This window comes from Nocardia heshunensis (assembly GCF_054782115.1).
The window spans coordinates 249,791-265,822 of the sequence record NZ_BAAGTC010000020.1 but is presented as its reverse complement, the minus strand read 5'-3'; the positions used below and the strand labels follow the sequence as shown (position 1 = coordinate 265,822).

Genomic DNA, 16,032 nt, shown 5'->3' with positions numbered 1-16,032 from the left:
TCGATGAGTCCTACCCGCGCGGGGCGCGGGCGCGATTCGAACCGGGGACGCAGTACCACCACGCGCAGCCGGACCGGCGCGGGCCGGGCCAGTTCGGGGCCGGGGCGGCAGTCCAGACCGCGGCCCGCTCCGGGGCTGGACTCGAGTACGCGATTCCGGTTCGGGGTGGGCCGGTTGGTCATGCTGGTGGCGCTGGCCGTGGCGGCCATCCAATTGTTGTGGGTGCAGAGTGTTTCCGCGCCGAAGCTGTCGGCGGAGGCGGCGAGTCAGCGGTCGACGACGGTGCCGGATCCGGCCACCCGCGGTGCGATCACGGACCGGTACGGCAAGTCGCTGGCCTTCACGATCGCGGCCAAGCAACTGAGCTTTCGTCCGCTGGTGGTGCGCAAGGATCTCGCGGACGCCTACGAGAAGAATCCGCAGACCGCGCCGAATCCGGACGATCGGCTGGCGGCCATCGCCAAGTACATGCACGAGAAGCTCGGCAACGCGGCGGTGGAGAAGGACATCCTGGCGCAGTTGAAGAGTGACGAGCCGTTCGTCTACCTGGTGCGCAATGTGGATCCGCGGATCGCCGCCGACATCACCCTGAAGTTTCCCGAGATCGGCCAGGACCGCCAGGACATGCGCCAGTATCCCGGGGGATCGTTGGCCGCCAATGTGATCGGCGCGACCGGCTGGGACGGCCACGGTCAGATCGGCCTGGAATCCTCGATGGACGCGCAGCTGGCGGGCACCGACGGCTCGCTCACCTACGACCGCGGCTCCGACGGCGCGGTGATCCCGGGCTCGTGGCGCGACCGTCACCCCGCGGTCAACGGTTCCGGTCTGGAGCTGACCCTGGACTCGGATCTGCAGTACTACGTGCAGCAGCAGGTGCAGCAGGCCAAGGATCTCTCCGGCGCGGGTGCGGCGTCGGCGGTGGTGCTGGATGTGCACACCGGCCAGGTGCTGGCCATGGCCAACGACAACACCTTCAACCCCTCCCTGGACCCGGCCACCTGGGCCACCACCGATCTGGGCAACCCGTCGGTGCAGGAGGTGTTCGAGCCGGGTTCGGTGAACAAGATCGTCACGGCGGCCGCGGCCATCGAGTACGGCGTCACCAATCCCGATGAGGTGCTGGATGTTCCGGGCGCCATCAACATGGGCGGCGTCACCGTGCACGACGCCTGGGTGCACGGCAACGCGCCCTATACGACCACCGGCGTCTTCGGTAAGTCGTCGAATGTGGGCACGCTCATGCTGGCCCAGCGGGTCGGCGAGGACCGCTGGTACGACATGGTGAAGCGCTTCGGCATCGGCCAGCGCACCGGTGTCGGCCTGCCCGGCGAGAGCGCCGGCGTGCTGCCCTCGCGGGATCAGTGGTCGGGCTCCACCTTCGCCAACCTGCCCATCGGACAGGGGCTTTCGATGACGACCCTGCAGATGACCGCCATGTACCAGGCCATCGCCAATGACGGCGTGCGGATTCCGCCGCGCATCGTGAAGGCCCGCATCGCCCCGGACGGCACCCGCACCGAGGAGGAGCCGCCCGACAGCGTCAAGGTGGTGAGCCCGCAGACGGCGCGCACGCTGCGGCAGATGTTCGAGTCGGTGGTGCAGAAGGATCCCAACGGCGGCAACCAGACCGGCACCGGCACCCAGGCCGCCATCGAGGGCTATCAGGTGGCGGGCAAGACCGGCACCGCCCAGCAGGTCGACCCGAAGTGCCACTGCTATTCGGCCGACCGCTACTGGATCACCTTCGCGGGCATGGCGCCCGCCGACAATCCGCGCTACGTGATCGGCATGATGCTGGACGCGCCGGTGCGCAGTTCCGACGGCAGCGGCGGCGGTTCGGCCGCGCCGCTGTTCCACAGCATCGCCTCGTGGCTGCTGCAGCGGGATCGGATTCCGCCGTCGCCGCCCGCCAAACAGCTGGTTCTGCAGGCGAGTTAGAGCAGGGATCGAAGCCTCGATGACCGCACCGTAGAGCGCCGGGTGACCGAACGCCGCCGTGCCGATCGCCCGGCGATCGAACACAGGTAACCTGACACGTCGATCCGGTCCGCCGGACCGTTCTTCTTGTATGACCGCCTTGATAGACCGCCATCGGAGAGGAGCTTCGTGCCCGCGCAGTCCAGCCCGCAGGTACTTCGGCCCGCTGCCCCGGCAGCGACCAGCCTGCGCACGGTGGTGGAGCTCACGGGCGCGAGCAGCGCCGCGGCACCGGAGGGTCTGGCGAATATCCAGGTCACCGGTATCGAGCAGCGCTCCAACGCGGTTCGCGCGGGTGACCTGTTCGCCGGTCTCGCCGGAGGGCACGCGCACGGCGCTCGTTTCGCCGCCGATGCGGTGGAGCGGGGCGCGGTCGCCATCCTCACCGATGCGGCGGGCGCGGAGCTGATCGGCGAGATCGCCGTTCCCGTGCTGGTCCACGACGCGCCGCGGGCCGTGCTCGGCGAGTTGTCCTCGGCCCTTTACGGCCACCCCTCGCGCAAACTCCGCATCGTCGGCATCACCGGCACCTCCGGCAAGACCACCACCTCGTACCTGGTGGAGGCCGGGCTCGCCGCGGCCGGGCTGCGCACCGCGCTCATCGGCACCATCGAGACCCGCATCGGCGGCGTCCGGGTGCCCTCGGCACTGACCACTCCCGAGGCCCCGCAGCTGCACGCCATGTTCGCGCTCATGGTCGAGCAGGGCGTGGACGCGGTCGTCATGGAAGTCTCGAGTCACGCGCTGGCGCTGGGCCGGGTGGATGGGGTGAGCTTCGCGGTCGGCGCGTTCACCAATCTTTCCCAGGACCACCTCGACTTCCACGCCGATTTCGAGGACTACTTCGCCGCCAAGCGCCGCCTGTTCATTCCGGACGGCCCGGACTCCGCCGCCTCGCCGCGGCCATCGGTGGCCGCCGCGGTCTCGGTGATCTGCGTCGACGACGAGTGGGGGCAGCGCCTTGCGGCCGAGATCGGTGACGATCTCACCGATTCGGATCGTCGTCTGATGACCGTGGCGACCCGCGCCGGTGTGGCCGCGGACTGGACGGCCGGTGCCGCGACGGCGGGCGCGGGCGGCACCCAGGAGTTCACCGCGTCGGGGCCGCATGTCAATGTGGATGTGCGCCTGCGGCTTCCGGGTGCGTACAACATCGCCAATGGACTGCTGGCGGTCGCGGTGTGCGCGGCGGCCGGGGTCGAGGCGGAGACTGCCGCTGCGGCGCTCGGTGCGGTCGATGTGCCGGGCCGCATGCAGCGGGTGGATAGGGGTCAGGAGTTTCTGGCCGTGGTGGATTACGCGCACAAGCCCGCCGCGATCGAATCGGTCGTGGCGACCTTGCGCACGTGGTTGGCCGAGCAGGGGACGGGACGTCTGGCGATAGTGGTGGGCGCGGGCGGTGATCGCGATGCCGGCAAGCGGCCCTTGATGGGTGCGGCGGCGGCGCGCGGCAGCGACCTGGCCATCATTACCGACGACAATCCGCGCAGCGAGGACCCGGCGGCGATTCGCGCCGCGGTGCTCGCCGGTGCCGAGCAGGTGCCTGACGCGGAACGCGGTGAGGTCCGGGAGGTGGGGGACCGGGCGGACGCGATCGCCGCCGTCGTCGCTTGGGCGCAGCCCGGCGACGTGGTGCTGATCGCGGGCAAGGGACATGAGACAGGGCAGGAGATTTCAGGAGTGAAGCATCCGTTCGACGACCGCGAGGTACTCGCGGCCGCCCTGTCGGAAAAGACGAGGGACCTGACGCATTCATGATCGAGATGACTTTGCGGGAGATCGCGGAGGTCGTCGGCGGCACGCTGCACGACGCCCCGGACCCCGACGCCAGGGTCACCGGCTCGGCCGAGTTCGATTCGCGCCGAATCGGTTCCGGTGATCTGTTCCTGGCATTACCGGGTGAGCACGCCGACGGCCACGACTTCGCGGCGCGCGCCGTCGCGGCGGGCGCGGTCGCGGTGCTGGCCGCCCGGCCGGTCGGAGTGCCCGCCATCGTGGTGGCGCCCCGCCCCGGTGACACCCACGCCCTGGCGCTCGCGCACGACGCCGACGGATCGGGTGCGGCCGTCCTGGCGGCGCTGGCCAAGCTGGCTCGCGTGAGCGTCGATCGGTTGGTGGCCGCGGGCACCCTGACCGTCGTCGGCGTGACCGGTTCTTCCGGCAAGACCTCCACCAAGGATCTGATCGCCGCCGTGCTCGCGCCGCTGGGATCCGTTGTGGCCCCGCCCGGTTCGTTCAACAACGAGCTCGGCCATCCGTGGACGGCGCTGCGTGCCGACGCGGACACCCGCTTCCTGGTGCTGGAGCTGTCGGCTCGGGGACCGGGACATATCAAGGCGCTCACCGAGATCGCCCCGCCCGGCATCGGCGTCGTGCTCAATGTCGGCACCGCCCACCTGGGTGAGTTCGGCAGCCGCGAGGTCATCGCACAGGCCAAAGGTGAACTCGTCGAGGCACTTCCGGCCTCCGGTCTCGCCGTACTGAACGCCGATGATCACCTGGTCGCCGCGATGGCCGGGCGGACTTCCGCCCGTGTGGTCACCGTCGGGCAGTCCGCCAATGCCGATATCCACGCCACCGACGTCGTCCTCGACGACCGCGCCCGGGCCCGATTCACCTTGCACGCCAAGGGCGAATCCATCGATGTCCAGCTCGCGGTGCACGGTGAGCACCAGGTCGGCAACGCGCTATCCGCAGCCGCTGTCGCCCTCGATCAGGGCGCGGATCTGGCCACCGTCGCGCAGGCGCTCTCCGGCGCGACCGTGGTCTCGGGTCGCCGCATGGACGTGCGCACCCGCGCCGACGGCGTCACCGTCGTCAACGACTCCTACAACGCCAACCCGGATTCGGTGCGGGCCGCGCTCAAGGCGCTGGTCACCATGTCCAAGGCCGGTACCGAACCCCGCGCCAGCTGGGCGGTGCTCGGCGAAATGGCGGAACTGGGCGAGGAATCCGTCCTCGAACACGACAAGATCGGCCGCCTGGTGGTGCGCCTGGATGTGGATCGCCTGGTCGTCGTCGGCCAGGGCCGTCCCGTGCGCGCCCTGTTCCAGGGCGCGGTGCAGGAGGGCTCCTGGGGTGACGAGGCCATCCACGTGCCCGACACCGCGACGGCCATCGCCCTGCTCGACGAGGAATTGGAGCCGGGTGCGGTGATTTTGGTGAAGGGCTCGAACTCCGCGGGCCTGTGGACCGTTGCCGATCATCTGCTCGGTGCGGGCGAGGAGGCCGCGCGATGACCCAGATTCTGTTGTCGGCGGCCATCGCGCTGACCGTCTCCATCCTGCTGACCCCCGTGGTGATCCGCTATTTCGCCAAACAGGGCTTCGGCCAGGAGATCCGGGTCGACGGCCCGGAGAGCCACAAGGCCAAGCGCGGCACCCCCACCATGGGCGGCGTCGCCATCATCATCGGCATGTGGGCCGGTTACCTGGGCTCGCACCTGATCTCGATGACCTACGGGGAGCCGGGGCCGTCGGCCTCGGGTCTGCTGGTCATGGGTCTGGCCACCGCGCTGGGCTTCGTCGGCTTCCTCGACGACCTGATCAAGCTGCGCAAGCAGCGCAATCTGGGTCTCACGGCGGCCGGTAAGTACATCGGTCAGCTCACCTCGGCGGTCGTGTTCGGCGTGCTGGCACTGCAATTCCGCAACAACCACGGCCTCACGCCCGGCGACAAGCATCTGTCCTACACCCGCGACATCAATACGGTGACGCTGTGGCTGCCGTTCTTCCTGGCGTTCGTCTGCCTGATCGTGGTGGCCTGGTCCAATGCGGTGAACCTGACCGACGGCCTGGACGGTCTGGCCGCGGGCTCCATGAGTCTGGTGCTGGGCGCGTACATGATCATCACCTTCTGGCAGTGGCGTAACTCCTGCTCCGCGCATGCGGTCGCGGGCTGCTACCAGGTCCGGGATCCGCTGGATCTGGCCCTGGTGTGCGCCGCGGGCGGCGCGGCCTGCATCGGCTTCCTGTGGTGGAATGCCGCGCCCGCCAAGATCTTCATGGGCGACACCGGTTCGCTGATGCTGGGCGGTCTGCTCGCAGGCCTGTCCATCACCACCCGCACCGAGCTGCTCATGGTCGTGATCGGTGCGCTGTTCGTGGCCGAGACCGCGTCGGTGGTGTTGCAGGTGGCGGTGTTCCGCACCACGCGCAATCGACTGTTCAAGATGGCTCCGTTCCATCACCACTTCGAGCTGAGCGGGTGGGCCGAAACCTCGGTGATCATCCGGTTCTGGTTGCTGGCCGGTATGGCCTCGGCGATCGGACTGGGCCTGTTCTACAGCGAATACCTCTCTGCGGCAGGGTGAGTGAGCAATGTCCGAACATTCTCCGAGGGTCCTGCGTTCACCGGGGCCCATGTTGGAATTCCTGCGCGGTCGTGACGTGCTGGTGGCCGGTTGGGGCGTCTCCGGGCGCTCGCTGATCGAGCCCCTGCAGGACATCGGCGCGCGTCCCGTCGTCACCGACGGCGGCGAGAAGGCCCTGGCGGAGGCCGCTGAACTCGGCCTGGGCACCGCCACCGCCGAGGACCTACTGCAACCCGATGCGATGCAACGCTTCGCGCTGGTGATCACCAGCCCGGGCTGGCGGCCGGACTCGCCGGTACTGGTGTCCGCCGTCACCGAGGGCATCCCGGTGTGGGGCGATGTCGAATTCGCCTGGTGGGTGGATCAAGCCCGCATCTACGGACCGGTCCGCAAGTGGCTGGTGATCACCGGCACCAACGGCAAGACCACCACCACCCAGATGACGCACTCGATTCTGCGTGCGGCCGGGATCGCCTCGGTGGCCTGCGGCAATATCGGCCTGCCCATCCTGGACGCGCTGCGCCGCAGCCCGGGCCCGCAGATCCTGGCGGTGGAACTGTCCTCGTTCCAGCTGCACTGGGCCCCGTCGGTGCGCCCGGAGGCGGGCGTGGTGCTGAATGTGGCCGAGGATCACCTGGATTGGCACGGCGGGCTGGACGCCTATGCCGCCGCCAAGGCGCGCGCGCTGACCGGACGGGTCGGCGTGGTCGGCCTGGACGACGCGGTCGCGGCGTCGCTGGCGCGAAAGTCCAAGGCGCGCCGCACCGTCGGCTTCCGCATCGGCGTCCCCGCCGACGGTGAACTCGGTGTGGTGGACGGCAAGCTGCTCGATCGCGCCTTCACCAAGGCCGCCATCCTGGCCGAGGTCGGCGACATCAGCCCGCAGGGCCCGGCCGGGGTGGCCGACGCGCTCGCCGCGGCCGCGCTCACCCGATCCATCGATGTGGCACCGCAGTTCGTGAAGGAGGGCCTGCAGGAGCACAAGGTCGGCCCGCACCGGGCGGCCCACGTGCGGGAGCTGTCGGGCGTCGAGTTCGTCGACGACTCCAAGGCCACCAACCCGCATGCCGCGCGTTCCTCGATCCTGGCTCACCCCAGCGTGATCTGGGTGGCCGGCGGTCAGCTCAAGGGCGCGGGCGTCGAGGACCTCATCGAGGAGTGCCGCGAACATCTGGTCGCGGCCGTGCTGTTCGGGCAGGACGCGGCGGTGATCGCGGCCGCACTCGCGCGACACGCCCCGGATGTCCCGGTGGTGGAGCTGAATTCGGGGGACGATGCTCGGATGGGTGACCCCTTCACCGAGATCGAGCCCGACGCGGTGATGGCGCGCGCGGTGCGCGTGGCGGCCGGTTTCGCCCATCGCGGCGACACCGTCCTGCTGGCCCCGGCCGCGGCGTCCCTGGACATGTTCGCCGACTACACGCACCGCGGACGGAGTTTCGCGGCCGCCGTGCAGGCCCTGGACGAGAAGGACATCGGGAGAACCGAATGACGACGACGGCGCCTCGGCGGGCCGGGACTGCCGCCCAGCGCATGCGAACCGGATGGTTCGGAGCTTGGCTGGCCCGCCCGCTGGCGTCGTTCCATCTCGTCGTCGCCATCGCGGTGCTGCTGACCGTGCTCGGCCTGGTCATGGTGCTCTCGGCCTCCAGCGTGGAGTCCTATGCCGATGGCAAATCGGCGTATTCGCTGTTCATTCAGCAGACCATGTTCGCCGGTCTGGGCGCGGTGCTGTTCTATATCGCGCTGCGCATCCCCATGCGGGTGATGCGGCGGCTGTCGTTCCCGGTCTTCGCGCTCTCGGTGGTGCTGCTGGTGCTGGTGCTGATCCCCGGCGTCGGCACCGAGGTGCAGGGCTCACGGCGCTGGTTCGACCTCGGGGTCGTCTCGGTGCAGCCCTCGGAGATCGTGAAAATCACACTGGTGGTGTGGGGTTCGCACCTGCTGGCCTCCCGGCAGACCGAAAAGGCCGGGTACAAGGACATTCTCATGCCGCTGGTGCCCGCGGGCCTGCTGGCGTGCTTCCTGGTCGTGCTGGAACCCAACCTCTCCACCACCATCGCGCTGGGCATCGTGCTCACCTCGCTGCTGTGGTTCGGCGGGCTGCCGCTGCGCATGTTCGTGACCATCGCGGTGTCGGGCGGCGTGGCGGCGAGCATCCTCGCGCTCTCGGCCGGGTATCGCTCCGACCGCATGCGCGCGTTCTTCAGCCCCGGCTCGGACCCGCAGGGCATCGGCTATCAGGCCCGGCAGGCCATGTATTCCCTTGCCGACGGCGGGATCTGGGGTCGCGGGCTGGGACAGTCGCGGGCCAAGTGGAGCTATCTGCCCAACGCGCACAACGACTTCATCTTCGCCATCATCGGCGAGGAGCTCGGCTTCCTCGGCTGCGCACTGGTGCTCGGTCTGTTCGCGCTGTTCGTCTACACCGGGCTGCGCATCGCCACCCGGTCGGTGGATCCGTTCATCCGGCTGCTGACCGCCTCGGCCACCACCTGGATCACCGGGCAGGCGCTGATCAATGTCGGCTATGTCGTGGGTTTGCTGCCGGTGACCGGTCTGCAGCTGCCGCTGGTGTCGGCGGGCGGCTCGTCGCTGGCCATCACCCTGCTCATGTTCGGCATCATCGCCAATGCCGCCCGCCACGAGCCCGAGGCGGTGGCGGCGCTGCACGCCGGGCAGGACGGGCGGGTGAGCCGATTGCTGCGGCTGCCCACACCCGAAATGTATTCGCCCGCACGGGCCAAGGCGGCGCGCGCCCGCACCAAGGCGAAGGCCAAGGTCAAGCCGAGTCCGCCGCGGCGCGCGCTACCATCGGGCCGGGACCGGGGTGGCTCGGACCAGTCGTCGCGGCGCTCGATAGATTCGGCGTCGGCCCGGCGCAGCAGTCGTTCCACCCAGGCGTGGCGCGGCACCCGGGCCTGGGAACCCAACTATCCGACCAATCACGCCAGGGAACGGGGTAATTCGAGGTGACAGTGGAGCGGCCGGACAGCGATGCGGCTACCGCGACCGAGCCGATCGCAGCAGCGCACACCGATTTACCCGAACACCTGCGGCGCGTGCACATGATCGGCATCGGCGGCGCCGGTATGTCGGGTATCGCCCGGATTCTGCTGTCGCGCGGCGGCATGGTGTCGGGCTCCGACGCCAAGGAGAGCCGGGGCGTGCTGGCGCTGCGGGCGCGCGGCGCCCAGGTGCGCATCGGCCACGACGCCGGTGCCCTGGATCTGCTGCCCGGCGGGCCGACCGCCGTGGTCACCACCTACGCCGCCATCCCGAAGACCAATCCCGAACTGGTGGAGGCGCATCGGCGCGGGGTGCCGGTGCTGCTGCGCCCGGCCGTGCTGGCCTCGCTCATGGCGGGCCACAAGACGCTGCTGGTCTCGGGCACGCACGGCAAGACCTCGACCACCTCCATGCTGGTGGTGGCGTTGCAGCACTGCGGATTCGACCCGTCCTTCGCGGTCGGCGGCGAGCTCAACGAGGCGGGCACCAACGCGCATCACGGCACCGGTGGCATCTTCGTGGCCGAGGCCGACGAGAGCGACGGGTCGCTGCTGCAGTACGCGCCGGATGTCGCGGTGGTCACCAATATCGAATCCGACCACCTGGACTACTTCGGCACCGACGAGGCGTACGTCCAGGTGTTCGACGACTTCGTGGACCGGCTCGAACCGGGCGGGCGTCTGGTCGTCTGCCTCGACGACCCGGGTTCGCTGGGCCTGGCGCGGCGGTCGGTCGAGAAGCTGGCGGACGATCCGCGCGGCATTCAGGTGATCGGTTACGGCTCCGGCGATTTCGCCGAGTTCGGGGTGCCGGTCGGTGCGCAGTTGCTGTCGTTCGAACCCCGTGATGTCGGTGGTGTCGCGGTCTTCCAGCTGTCCGACGAACCGGCCCCGCGCACGCTGCGGCTGTCGGTGCCCGGCCGTCACATGGCCCTCAACGCGCTCGGCGCGCTGCTGGCCGCCCGCGCGACGGGGGCCGATATGGGCGAGATCATCCAGGGCCTGGAGGGTTTCGGCGGCGTGCACCGTCGCTTCCAGCTCACCGGGCGCGAGAACGGCGTGCGCGTCTTCGACGATTACGCCCACCATCCGACCGAGGTGCGCGCTGTGTTGTCGGCTGCCGCCGAACTGGTCGCCCAGGAGGCCCGCGATGGCGCGCGCTCGCGGCCGGGCCGGGTGATCGTGGTCTTCCAGCCCCACTTGTACAGCCGCACTGCCACTTTCGCGACCGAGTTCGGGGCCGCGCTGTCGCTGGCCGACGAAGTGGTCGTGCTCGATGTGTACGGTGCGCGCGAAGAGCCGCTGCCCGGTGTGAACGGCGCGTTGGTGGCCGGTGCGGTCACCAAACCCGTGCACTACCAACCGGATATGTCGCGGGTCGGCAAGCAGGTGGGTGCACTGGCGCGGCCCGGCGACGTGGTGATCACCATGGGCGCGGGCGATGTGACCATGCTGGGCAGCCAGATCCTCGACGGCCTGCGCGCCCGACCCAGTCACGGGCGGTGAGCACGCATGAGCTCGGGTGGGGGAGTGGACGGGCCGGCGACGCCGGAGCCCGAAGACGACTGGGACGACGAGGATCCGGCCGCATCGGCTGAGCCCGAGGAGATCGTCGAGACCTCCGCGGCCCGGCGTGCCCGGCTGCGACGCGGCCGCGCGCCGCGCGAATCGCGGTTGCGGAATGCGTGGCGGTCGCGGGGCGTCCGTCTCGGGGTGCCCGCCGGTGTGATCGCGCTGATCGCTCTGGGACTGGTCGCCTGGTTCACCCCGTTGCTGGCCGTGCGCACGGTCCGCATCGAGGGCCTGACCGCCATTCCGGAACAACAGGTTCAGGACGCGCTGCAGATGCCCGAGGGCCGTTCGATGCTGCGGCTGGACACCGATGCCCTGGCCGAGCGGGTGTCGCGACTACCCAAGGTCCGTTCGGCGCGCGTGCAGCGCGAATTCCCGTCCACCGTCCAGGTGACCGTGGTCGAGCGCACCCCGGTGCTGTACTTCGACAGCCCGGACGGGACGCACCTGCTCGATTGCGACAGCGTGGAATTCGCCATCGAGCCGCCGGGACCCGGAGTGCCCAAACTCATTACCGACCATCCGGGCGGTTCGGATCCGGTGACCAGGGCCGCGGTCGCGGTGATGTCCGTCATGCCCGTCTCGCTGCGCGATCAGGTCGGCGTGGGAGCGGTTGTGGCCCGCTCGGTTTCGGATATTGCCCTGGAGTTGCGTGATGGGCGTACTGTGCTTTGGGGAGGAACCGTGGACTCGGCGCGCAAGGCGGCGGTGGTCGGACCCCTGCTTTCCCAGCCGGGCAAGGTATTCGATGTTTCGAGTCCGAATCTCGTCACGGTAAAGTGAGCGATACCCATTGGGCCGCCGAAATTTTCGGCGGTTTGCCGGAAGGGCACCATCGGTTCCGATCCAGGACCGGAGGGCAACCGTCCACGATACGATGCTCGGGTGGGTCGGACGAGGCGAATCACACAAGATTCTGACACTCGTTTCGGCGCGCCTGCGCAAGTAACTCGGTGGCTGCGAATACCGTTCGGCACCAGTCGGATACTTGACATAACGCTGAAGCTATGGTTGAGGGTTTATCGGACCGAGACCATTGCGCCGGCATACGGCGAGTAACCGAAGACGACAAGCTGTTTCAGATCGAAGGAAGGCGAGAGCCCATGACGCCCCCGCACAACTACCTTGCTGTGATCAAGGTCGTCGGTATCGGCGGCGGCGGCGTGAATGCCGTCAACCGGATGATCGAACAGGGACTCAAGGGAGTCGAGTTCATCGCCGTCAACACCGACGCGCAGGCGTTGTTGATGTCCGATGCCGACGTCAAGCTCGATGTCGGCCGCGAATTGACCCGCGGCCTCGGTGCCGGTGCGGACCCCGAAGTCGGCCGCAAGGCCGCCGAGGACCACAAGGACGAGATCGAGGAAGTGCTCAAGGGCGCCGACATGGTCTTCGTGACCGCCGGTGAAGGCGGCGGCACCGGCACCGGTGGCGCGCCCGTCGTGGCGGGCATCGCCCGCAAACTCGGCGCACTCACCATCGGCGTTGTGACGCGGCCGTTCTCGTTCGAGGGCAAGCGCCGCAGCAACCAGGCCGAGGCGGGCATCCAGGCCCTGCGCGAGTCCTGCGACACCCTCATCGTCATCCCCAACGACCGCCTGCTGCAGCTGGGCGATGCCGCCGTCAGCCTGATGGACGCCTTCCGCTCCGCGGATGAGGTGCTGCTCAACGGTGTTCAGGGCATTACGGACCTGATCACCACCCCGGGTCTGATCAATGTCGACTTCGCGGACGTCAAGTCGGTCATGTCCGGCGCGGGCAGCGCACTCATGGGCATCGGTTCCGCCCGCGGCGAGGGCCGGTCGGTGAAGGCCGCCGAGTCGGCGATCAATTCGCCGCTGCTGGAAGCCTCCATGGACGGCGCGCACGGCGTGCTGCTCTCGATCGCCGGTGGTTCCGACCTCGGCCTGTTCGAGATCAACGAGGCCGCCTCGCTGGTGCAGGAGGCCGCGCACATCGAGGCCAACATCATCTTCGGTACGGTCATCGACGATTCCCTCGGCGACGAGGTCCGCGTCACGGTGATCGCCGCCGGTTTCGACGGCAGCGGCCCGGCCCGGCGCATCGAACCCGCGGTCAGCCGGTTCGGTAGTGGTACCTCCGGCACCGCCTCGGCCTCGGCCGGATCGGTAAGCCGCACCGGCGAATACAGCTCGACGCGCGCCGCCGAGCCCGCCCGCCCCGCCGAGCCCGCTCCGGCCCCGGTCACCCAGGCCCCGCCCGTGGCCGAGCGCGGCCCCGCGCCGTCCTACAGCCCGCCGCGCCCCACCACGGTGGACCCGACCATCGGCAGCAACGCCCGCAACCACATCCAGCCCCCGGACGCCGATGACGACGATGTCGACGTCCCGTCCTTCATGCGGCGATAAGTCCAAGCGCCCGTAAGGGATTCATCTCACACCGCGCCCGCTCCGATCATGGAGCGGGCGCGGTGGCATTCCGGCGGTGGTGAGTTTCGGGTAGCCCGTCGATGGCTACTACCCTCGATGTCATGACTTCTGCCGCACCGGTCTTTCGAACCCGGCGAGTGACCACCACGCGCACGGGCGGGTTCTCCCAGGCTCCCTACGACTCGTTCAATCTGGGCGATCACGTCGGGGATGATCCGGAGGCGGTGCGGCGCAATCGGGTTCGGCTGGCGGAGAGTCTCGGGCTCGCACCGGATCACCTGGTGTGGATGGAACAGATCCACGGACGCAACGTGGAGATCGTGGATGGCCCGCGTGCCGAGCCGGTGCCTGCCACGGATGCGCTGGTGACCACGCAGCGGGATCTGGCGCTGGTCGTGCTCAGCGCCGACTGCGTGCCGATCCTGTTGTCCGATGACGAGGCGGGCGTGATCGCCGCCGTGCACGCGGGCCGGATCGGGGCGCGGATCGGGATCGTGCCGCGCGTGCTGGAGGCCATGGTGTCGGTGGGCGCCAAGCCCGAGCGCATCGGCGCGTTCCTCGGACCGGCGGCCAGCGGTCGCCAGTACGAGGTGCCCGCCGCCATGCGCGCCGATGTCGAGGCGCATCTACCCGGCAGCGCGACCACGACCGTCAAGGGCACGCCCGGTCTGGATCTGCGCGCGGGCATCCGGCGACAGTTGGAGGCGGCCGGTGTCAGCGGCGTGGCCGTGGATCCCCGATGCACCATCGAGGACAAGACCCTGTTCTCGCACCGGCGCGGCGCGCCGACGGGGCGACTCGCCGGTGTGATTTGGATGTCATCCGAGGGAGTTTCAGAATGACCGAAAGTTTTACCGCCGCACCGGGATCCGATGCGACCCCGGTCACGTCCGGCGCCGGGCGCGCCGCGGAGCTGGAAAGCTCGCTCGCAGCGCTCATCGAGCGAATCGCCGCAGCGTGCCGGGCCGCGGGCCGCGATCCGGGCGAGGTCCGGCTGCTCCCGGTCACCAAGTTCTTCCCCGCCTCGGATATCGAGATCCTCTATCACCTGGGCCGCCGCGAATTCGGTGAGTCCCGCGAGCAGGAGGCCGCGGACAAGGTGGCGCAGCTGGGACACCTGTCCCAGATACGCTGGGAATTCATCGGGCGGCTGCAGCGGAACAAGGCGAAATCCGTTGCACGCTGGGCCGATACCGTCTACTCGGTGGACAGTGACCGGCTCGCGAGCGCCCTCGAGACGGGCACGAAATCGGCCCTGGACGACGGGGTCCGCACCACCCCCTTGCGCGTCCTGCTGCAGGTGTCTCTCGACGCCGATCCGGCCCGCGGCGGTGTCCGCGACGCCGCGCTGCACGCGCTCGCCGATCAGGTCGCCGCCTCGGAATCACTGCAGCTCGCGGGCCTGATGGCGATCCCGCCGTTGGATGTCGAGCCCGATGTCGCATTCGAGCAACTTGCCCGCATCCACGCCGCATTAACGACCGACCACCCCGGCGCGATCGAACTGTCGGCGGGCATGTCCGGCGACTTGGAGTCGGCGGTCCGCCACGGCAGCACGTGCGTGCGTGTCGGTACTGCCCTGATGGGCGCGCGACCGATAACCTCGGCGTAGCAAAGAAACCTCACCAGTCACATTTGAAACATATGCTTGGTGGCTAACGAGGTCTGAGCAGGACAACACCCCAGGCCAACCGGGGCCGAAGGAAGGTCGACCAGATGAGCACGCTGCACAAGTTCAAGGCGTACTTCGGGATGGTTCCGCTCGAGGATTACGAAGACGATTACGTCGACGACCGCGGAGCCGCCCGGAGCGCCGATGAGCGTGGCCAGCGTCGTCCCCGGCCCTACGCCGAACGCGAGCGTGAATACGACCGATACGGCGAGGACCGCTACGACGACGAGCCCGCTTACGAGCCGTCGTACAAGGCCCCCTACAAGCCGGCCTACAGCGCGTCCTCGCGTCGCGACGACTACGCCGACGATGCCCGCGAGCGCGACCACCGCGACCGCTACGACGCCGACGACCGCTACGAGGCGACCCGGCGTCCGACGCGCATCGACACCGCCCCGTCCAGCCGCACCCGGACCGTGGGTGGCAGCGCGCCCATGGTGCGCGGCAGCACTCGCGGCGCGCTCGCGATGGACACCGACGCGGAGCGTCGCATTGAGGATCTGCGGGAGCAGGAGCGCCGGATCGAGGCGGCCCGCCGTCCCCAGATCTTCGAGGACGGAGGCACCTTGTCCAAGATCACGACGCTGCGCCCGCGCACGTACGCGGAGGCGGCCATCATCGGTGAGCGCTTCCGCGACGGCACCCCGGTGATCATGGATCTGGTCGAGATGAGCAACTCCGACGCGCGTCGCCTGGTGGACTTCGCCGCGGGTCTGGCCTTCGCCCTGCGTGGTTCGTTCGACAAGGTCGCCACCAAGGTGTTCCTGCTGTCGCCCGCCGATGTGGACGTCTCCGCCGAGGAGCGCCGCCGCATCGCCGAGAACGGCTTCTACAACCAGAAGTAAGAGCCCACTCTCGGGACTCTCAGGGGCGGGGAACCCCTGGCAGGTGCCGAGAGTCGGGTCGGACCAGAAGTAAACCAAGGCAACGAATTACGTTGTGTCTACGGGGGTTGCGACTTTGTCGCGGGGGAATCTCGGGGGAGTCTTGCGCCCGGCTTGTCGGGTATCTGAGTGTCACGATCTGTGGTGGTGCCGTCCCGACGCCCTTGTGGGGTGCGGTGATACGGCAGCGGCCCAGCTGTGACCGGCGCGATCA

General features: G+C 69.1%; 12 protein-coding genes. All 12 read left to right on the top strand.

The annotated features are described in order from the left end of the window. Positions 1-3 precede the first annotated feature (3 nt). The 12 genes from ACYVN4_RS37425 (at position 4) to sepF (ending at position 15,779) form a co-directional block, all read left to right on the top strand. On the top strand, positions 4-1,941 hold the full coding sequence (locus ACYVN4_RS37425; RefSeq protein WP_460727621.1) for a peptidoglycan D,D-transpeptidase FtsI family protein: 1,938 nt from the start codon (positions 4-6) through the stop codon (positions 1,939-1,941). A 168-nt stretch (positions 1,942-2,109) separates the two neighbouring features. After that, positions 2,110-3,738: a UDP-N-acetylmuramoyl-L-alanyl-D-glutamate--2,6-diaminopimelate ligase gene (locus ACYVN4_RS37420; RefSeq protein ID WP_460727618.1), complete on the top strand. Its 1,629-nt coding sequence runs from the start codon at positions 2,110-2,112 to the stop codon at positions 3,736-3,738. Then, positions 3,735-5,219 carry a UDP-N-acetylmuramoyl-tripeptide--D-alanyl-D-alanine ligase gene (locus ACYVN4_RS37415; protein ID WP_460727616.1) on the top strand — a complete coding sequence of 495 codons (1,485 nt, stop codon included), beginning with the start codon at positions 3,735-3,737 and terminating at the stop codon, positions 5,217-5,219. Before ACYVN4_RS37420 ends, ACYVN4_RS37415 begins: the two co-directional genes overlap by 4 nt. Continuing rightward, positions 5,216-6,292 (top strand): phospho-N-acetylmuramoyl-pentapeptide-transferase, encoded by a 1,077-nt coding sequence (gene mraY / locus ACYVN4_RS37410; protein WP_379364260.1) that lies wholly within the window; start codon positions 5,216-5,218, stop codon positions 6,290-6,292. The genes ACYVN4_RS37415 and mraY overlap by 4 nt, the downstream gene beginning before the upstream one ends. A gap of 49 nt (positions 6,293-6,341) precedes the next feature. After that, positions 6,342-7,784: a UDP-N-acetylmuramoyl-L-alanine--D-glutamate ligase gene (gene murD / locus ACYVN4_RS37405; protein WP_460727614.1), complete on the top strand. Its 1,443-nt coding sequence runs from the start codon at positions 6,342-6,344 to the stop codon at positions 7,782-7,784. After that, a complete protein-coding gene (ftsW, locus tag ACYVN4_RS37400; protein ID WP_460727612.1) occupies positions 7,781-9,268 on the top strand; it encodes a putative lipid II flippase FtsW in 1,488 nt (495 codons plus the stop codon). Before murD ends, ftsW begins: the two co-directional genes overlap by 4 nt. A gap of 92 nt (positions 9,269-9,360) precedes the next feature. Then, on the top strand, positions 9,361-10,806 hold the full coding sequence (gene murC / locus ACYVN4_RS37395) for a UDP-N-acetylmuramate--L-alanine ligase (protein WP_460727937.1): 1,446 nt from the start codon (positions 9,361-9,363) through the stop codon (positions 10,804-10,806). 6 nt (positions 10,807-10,812) lie between these two features. Beyond that, positions 10,813-11,655, top strand: coding sequence for a cell division protein FtsQ/DivIB (locus tag ACYVN4_RS37390; RefSeq protein WP_460727610.1), 843 nt, complete (start codon positions 10,813-10,815; stop codon positions 11,653-11,655). A gap of 320 nt (positions 11,656-11,975) precedes the next feature. Continuing rightward, on the top strand, positions 11,976-13,241 hold the full coding sequence (gene ftsZ / locus ACYVN4_RS37385; protein ID WP_460727608.1) for a cell division protein FtsZ: 1,266 nt from the start codon (positions 11,976-11,978) through the stop codon (positions 13,239-13,241). Positions 13,242-13,363: 122 nt separating this feature from the next. After that, positions 13,364-14,104 (top strand): peptidoglycan editing factor PgeF, encoded by a 741-nt coding sequence (gene pgeF / locus ACYVN4_RS37380; protein ID WP_460727606.1) that lies wholly within the window; start codon positions 13,364-13,366, stop codon positions 14,102-14,104. Continuing rightward, positions 14,101-14,874 carry a YggS family pyridoxal phosphate-dependent enzyme gene (locus tag ACYVN4_RS37375; protein ID WP_460727604.1) on the top strand — a complete coding sequence of 258 codons (774 nt, stop codon included), beginning with the start codon at positions 14,101-14,103 and terminating at the stop codon, positions 14,872-14,874. The genes pgeF and ACYVN4_RS37375 overlap by 4 nt, the downstream gene beginning before the upstream one ends. Before the next feature lie 104 nt (positions 14,875-14,978). Further along, positions 14,979-15,779, top strand: coding sequence for a cell division protein SepF (gene sepF, locus ACYVN4_RS37370; RefSeq protein WP_379364272.1), 801 nt, complete (start codon positions 14,979-14,981; stop codon positions 15,777-15,779). Positions 15,780-16,032: the final 253 nt, after the last annotated feature.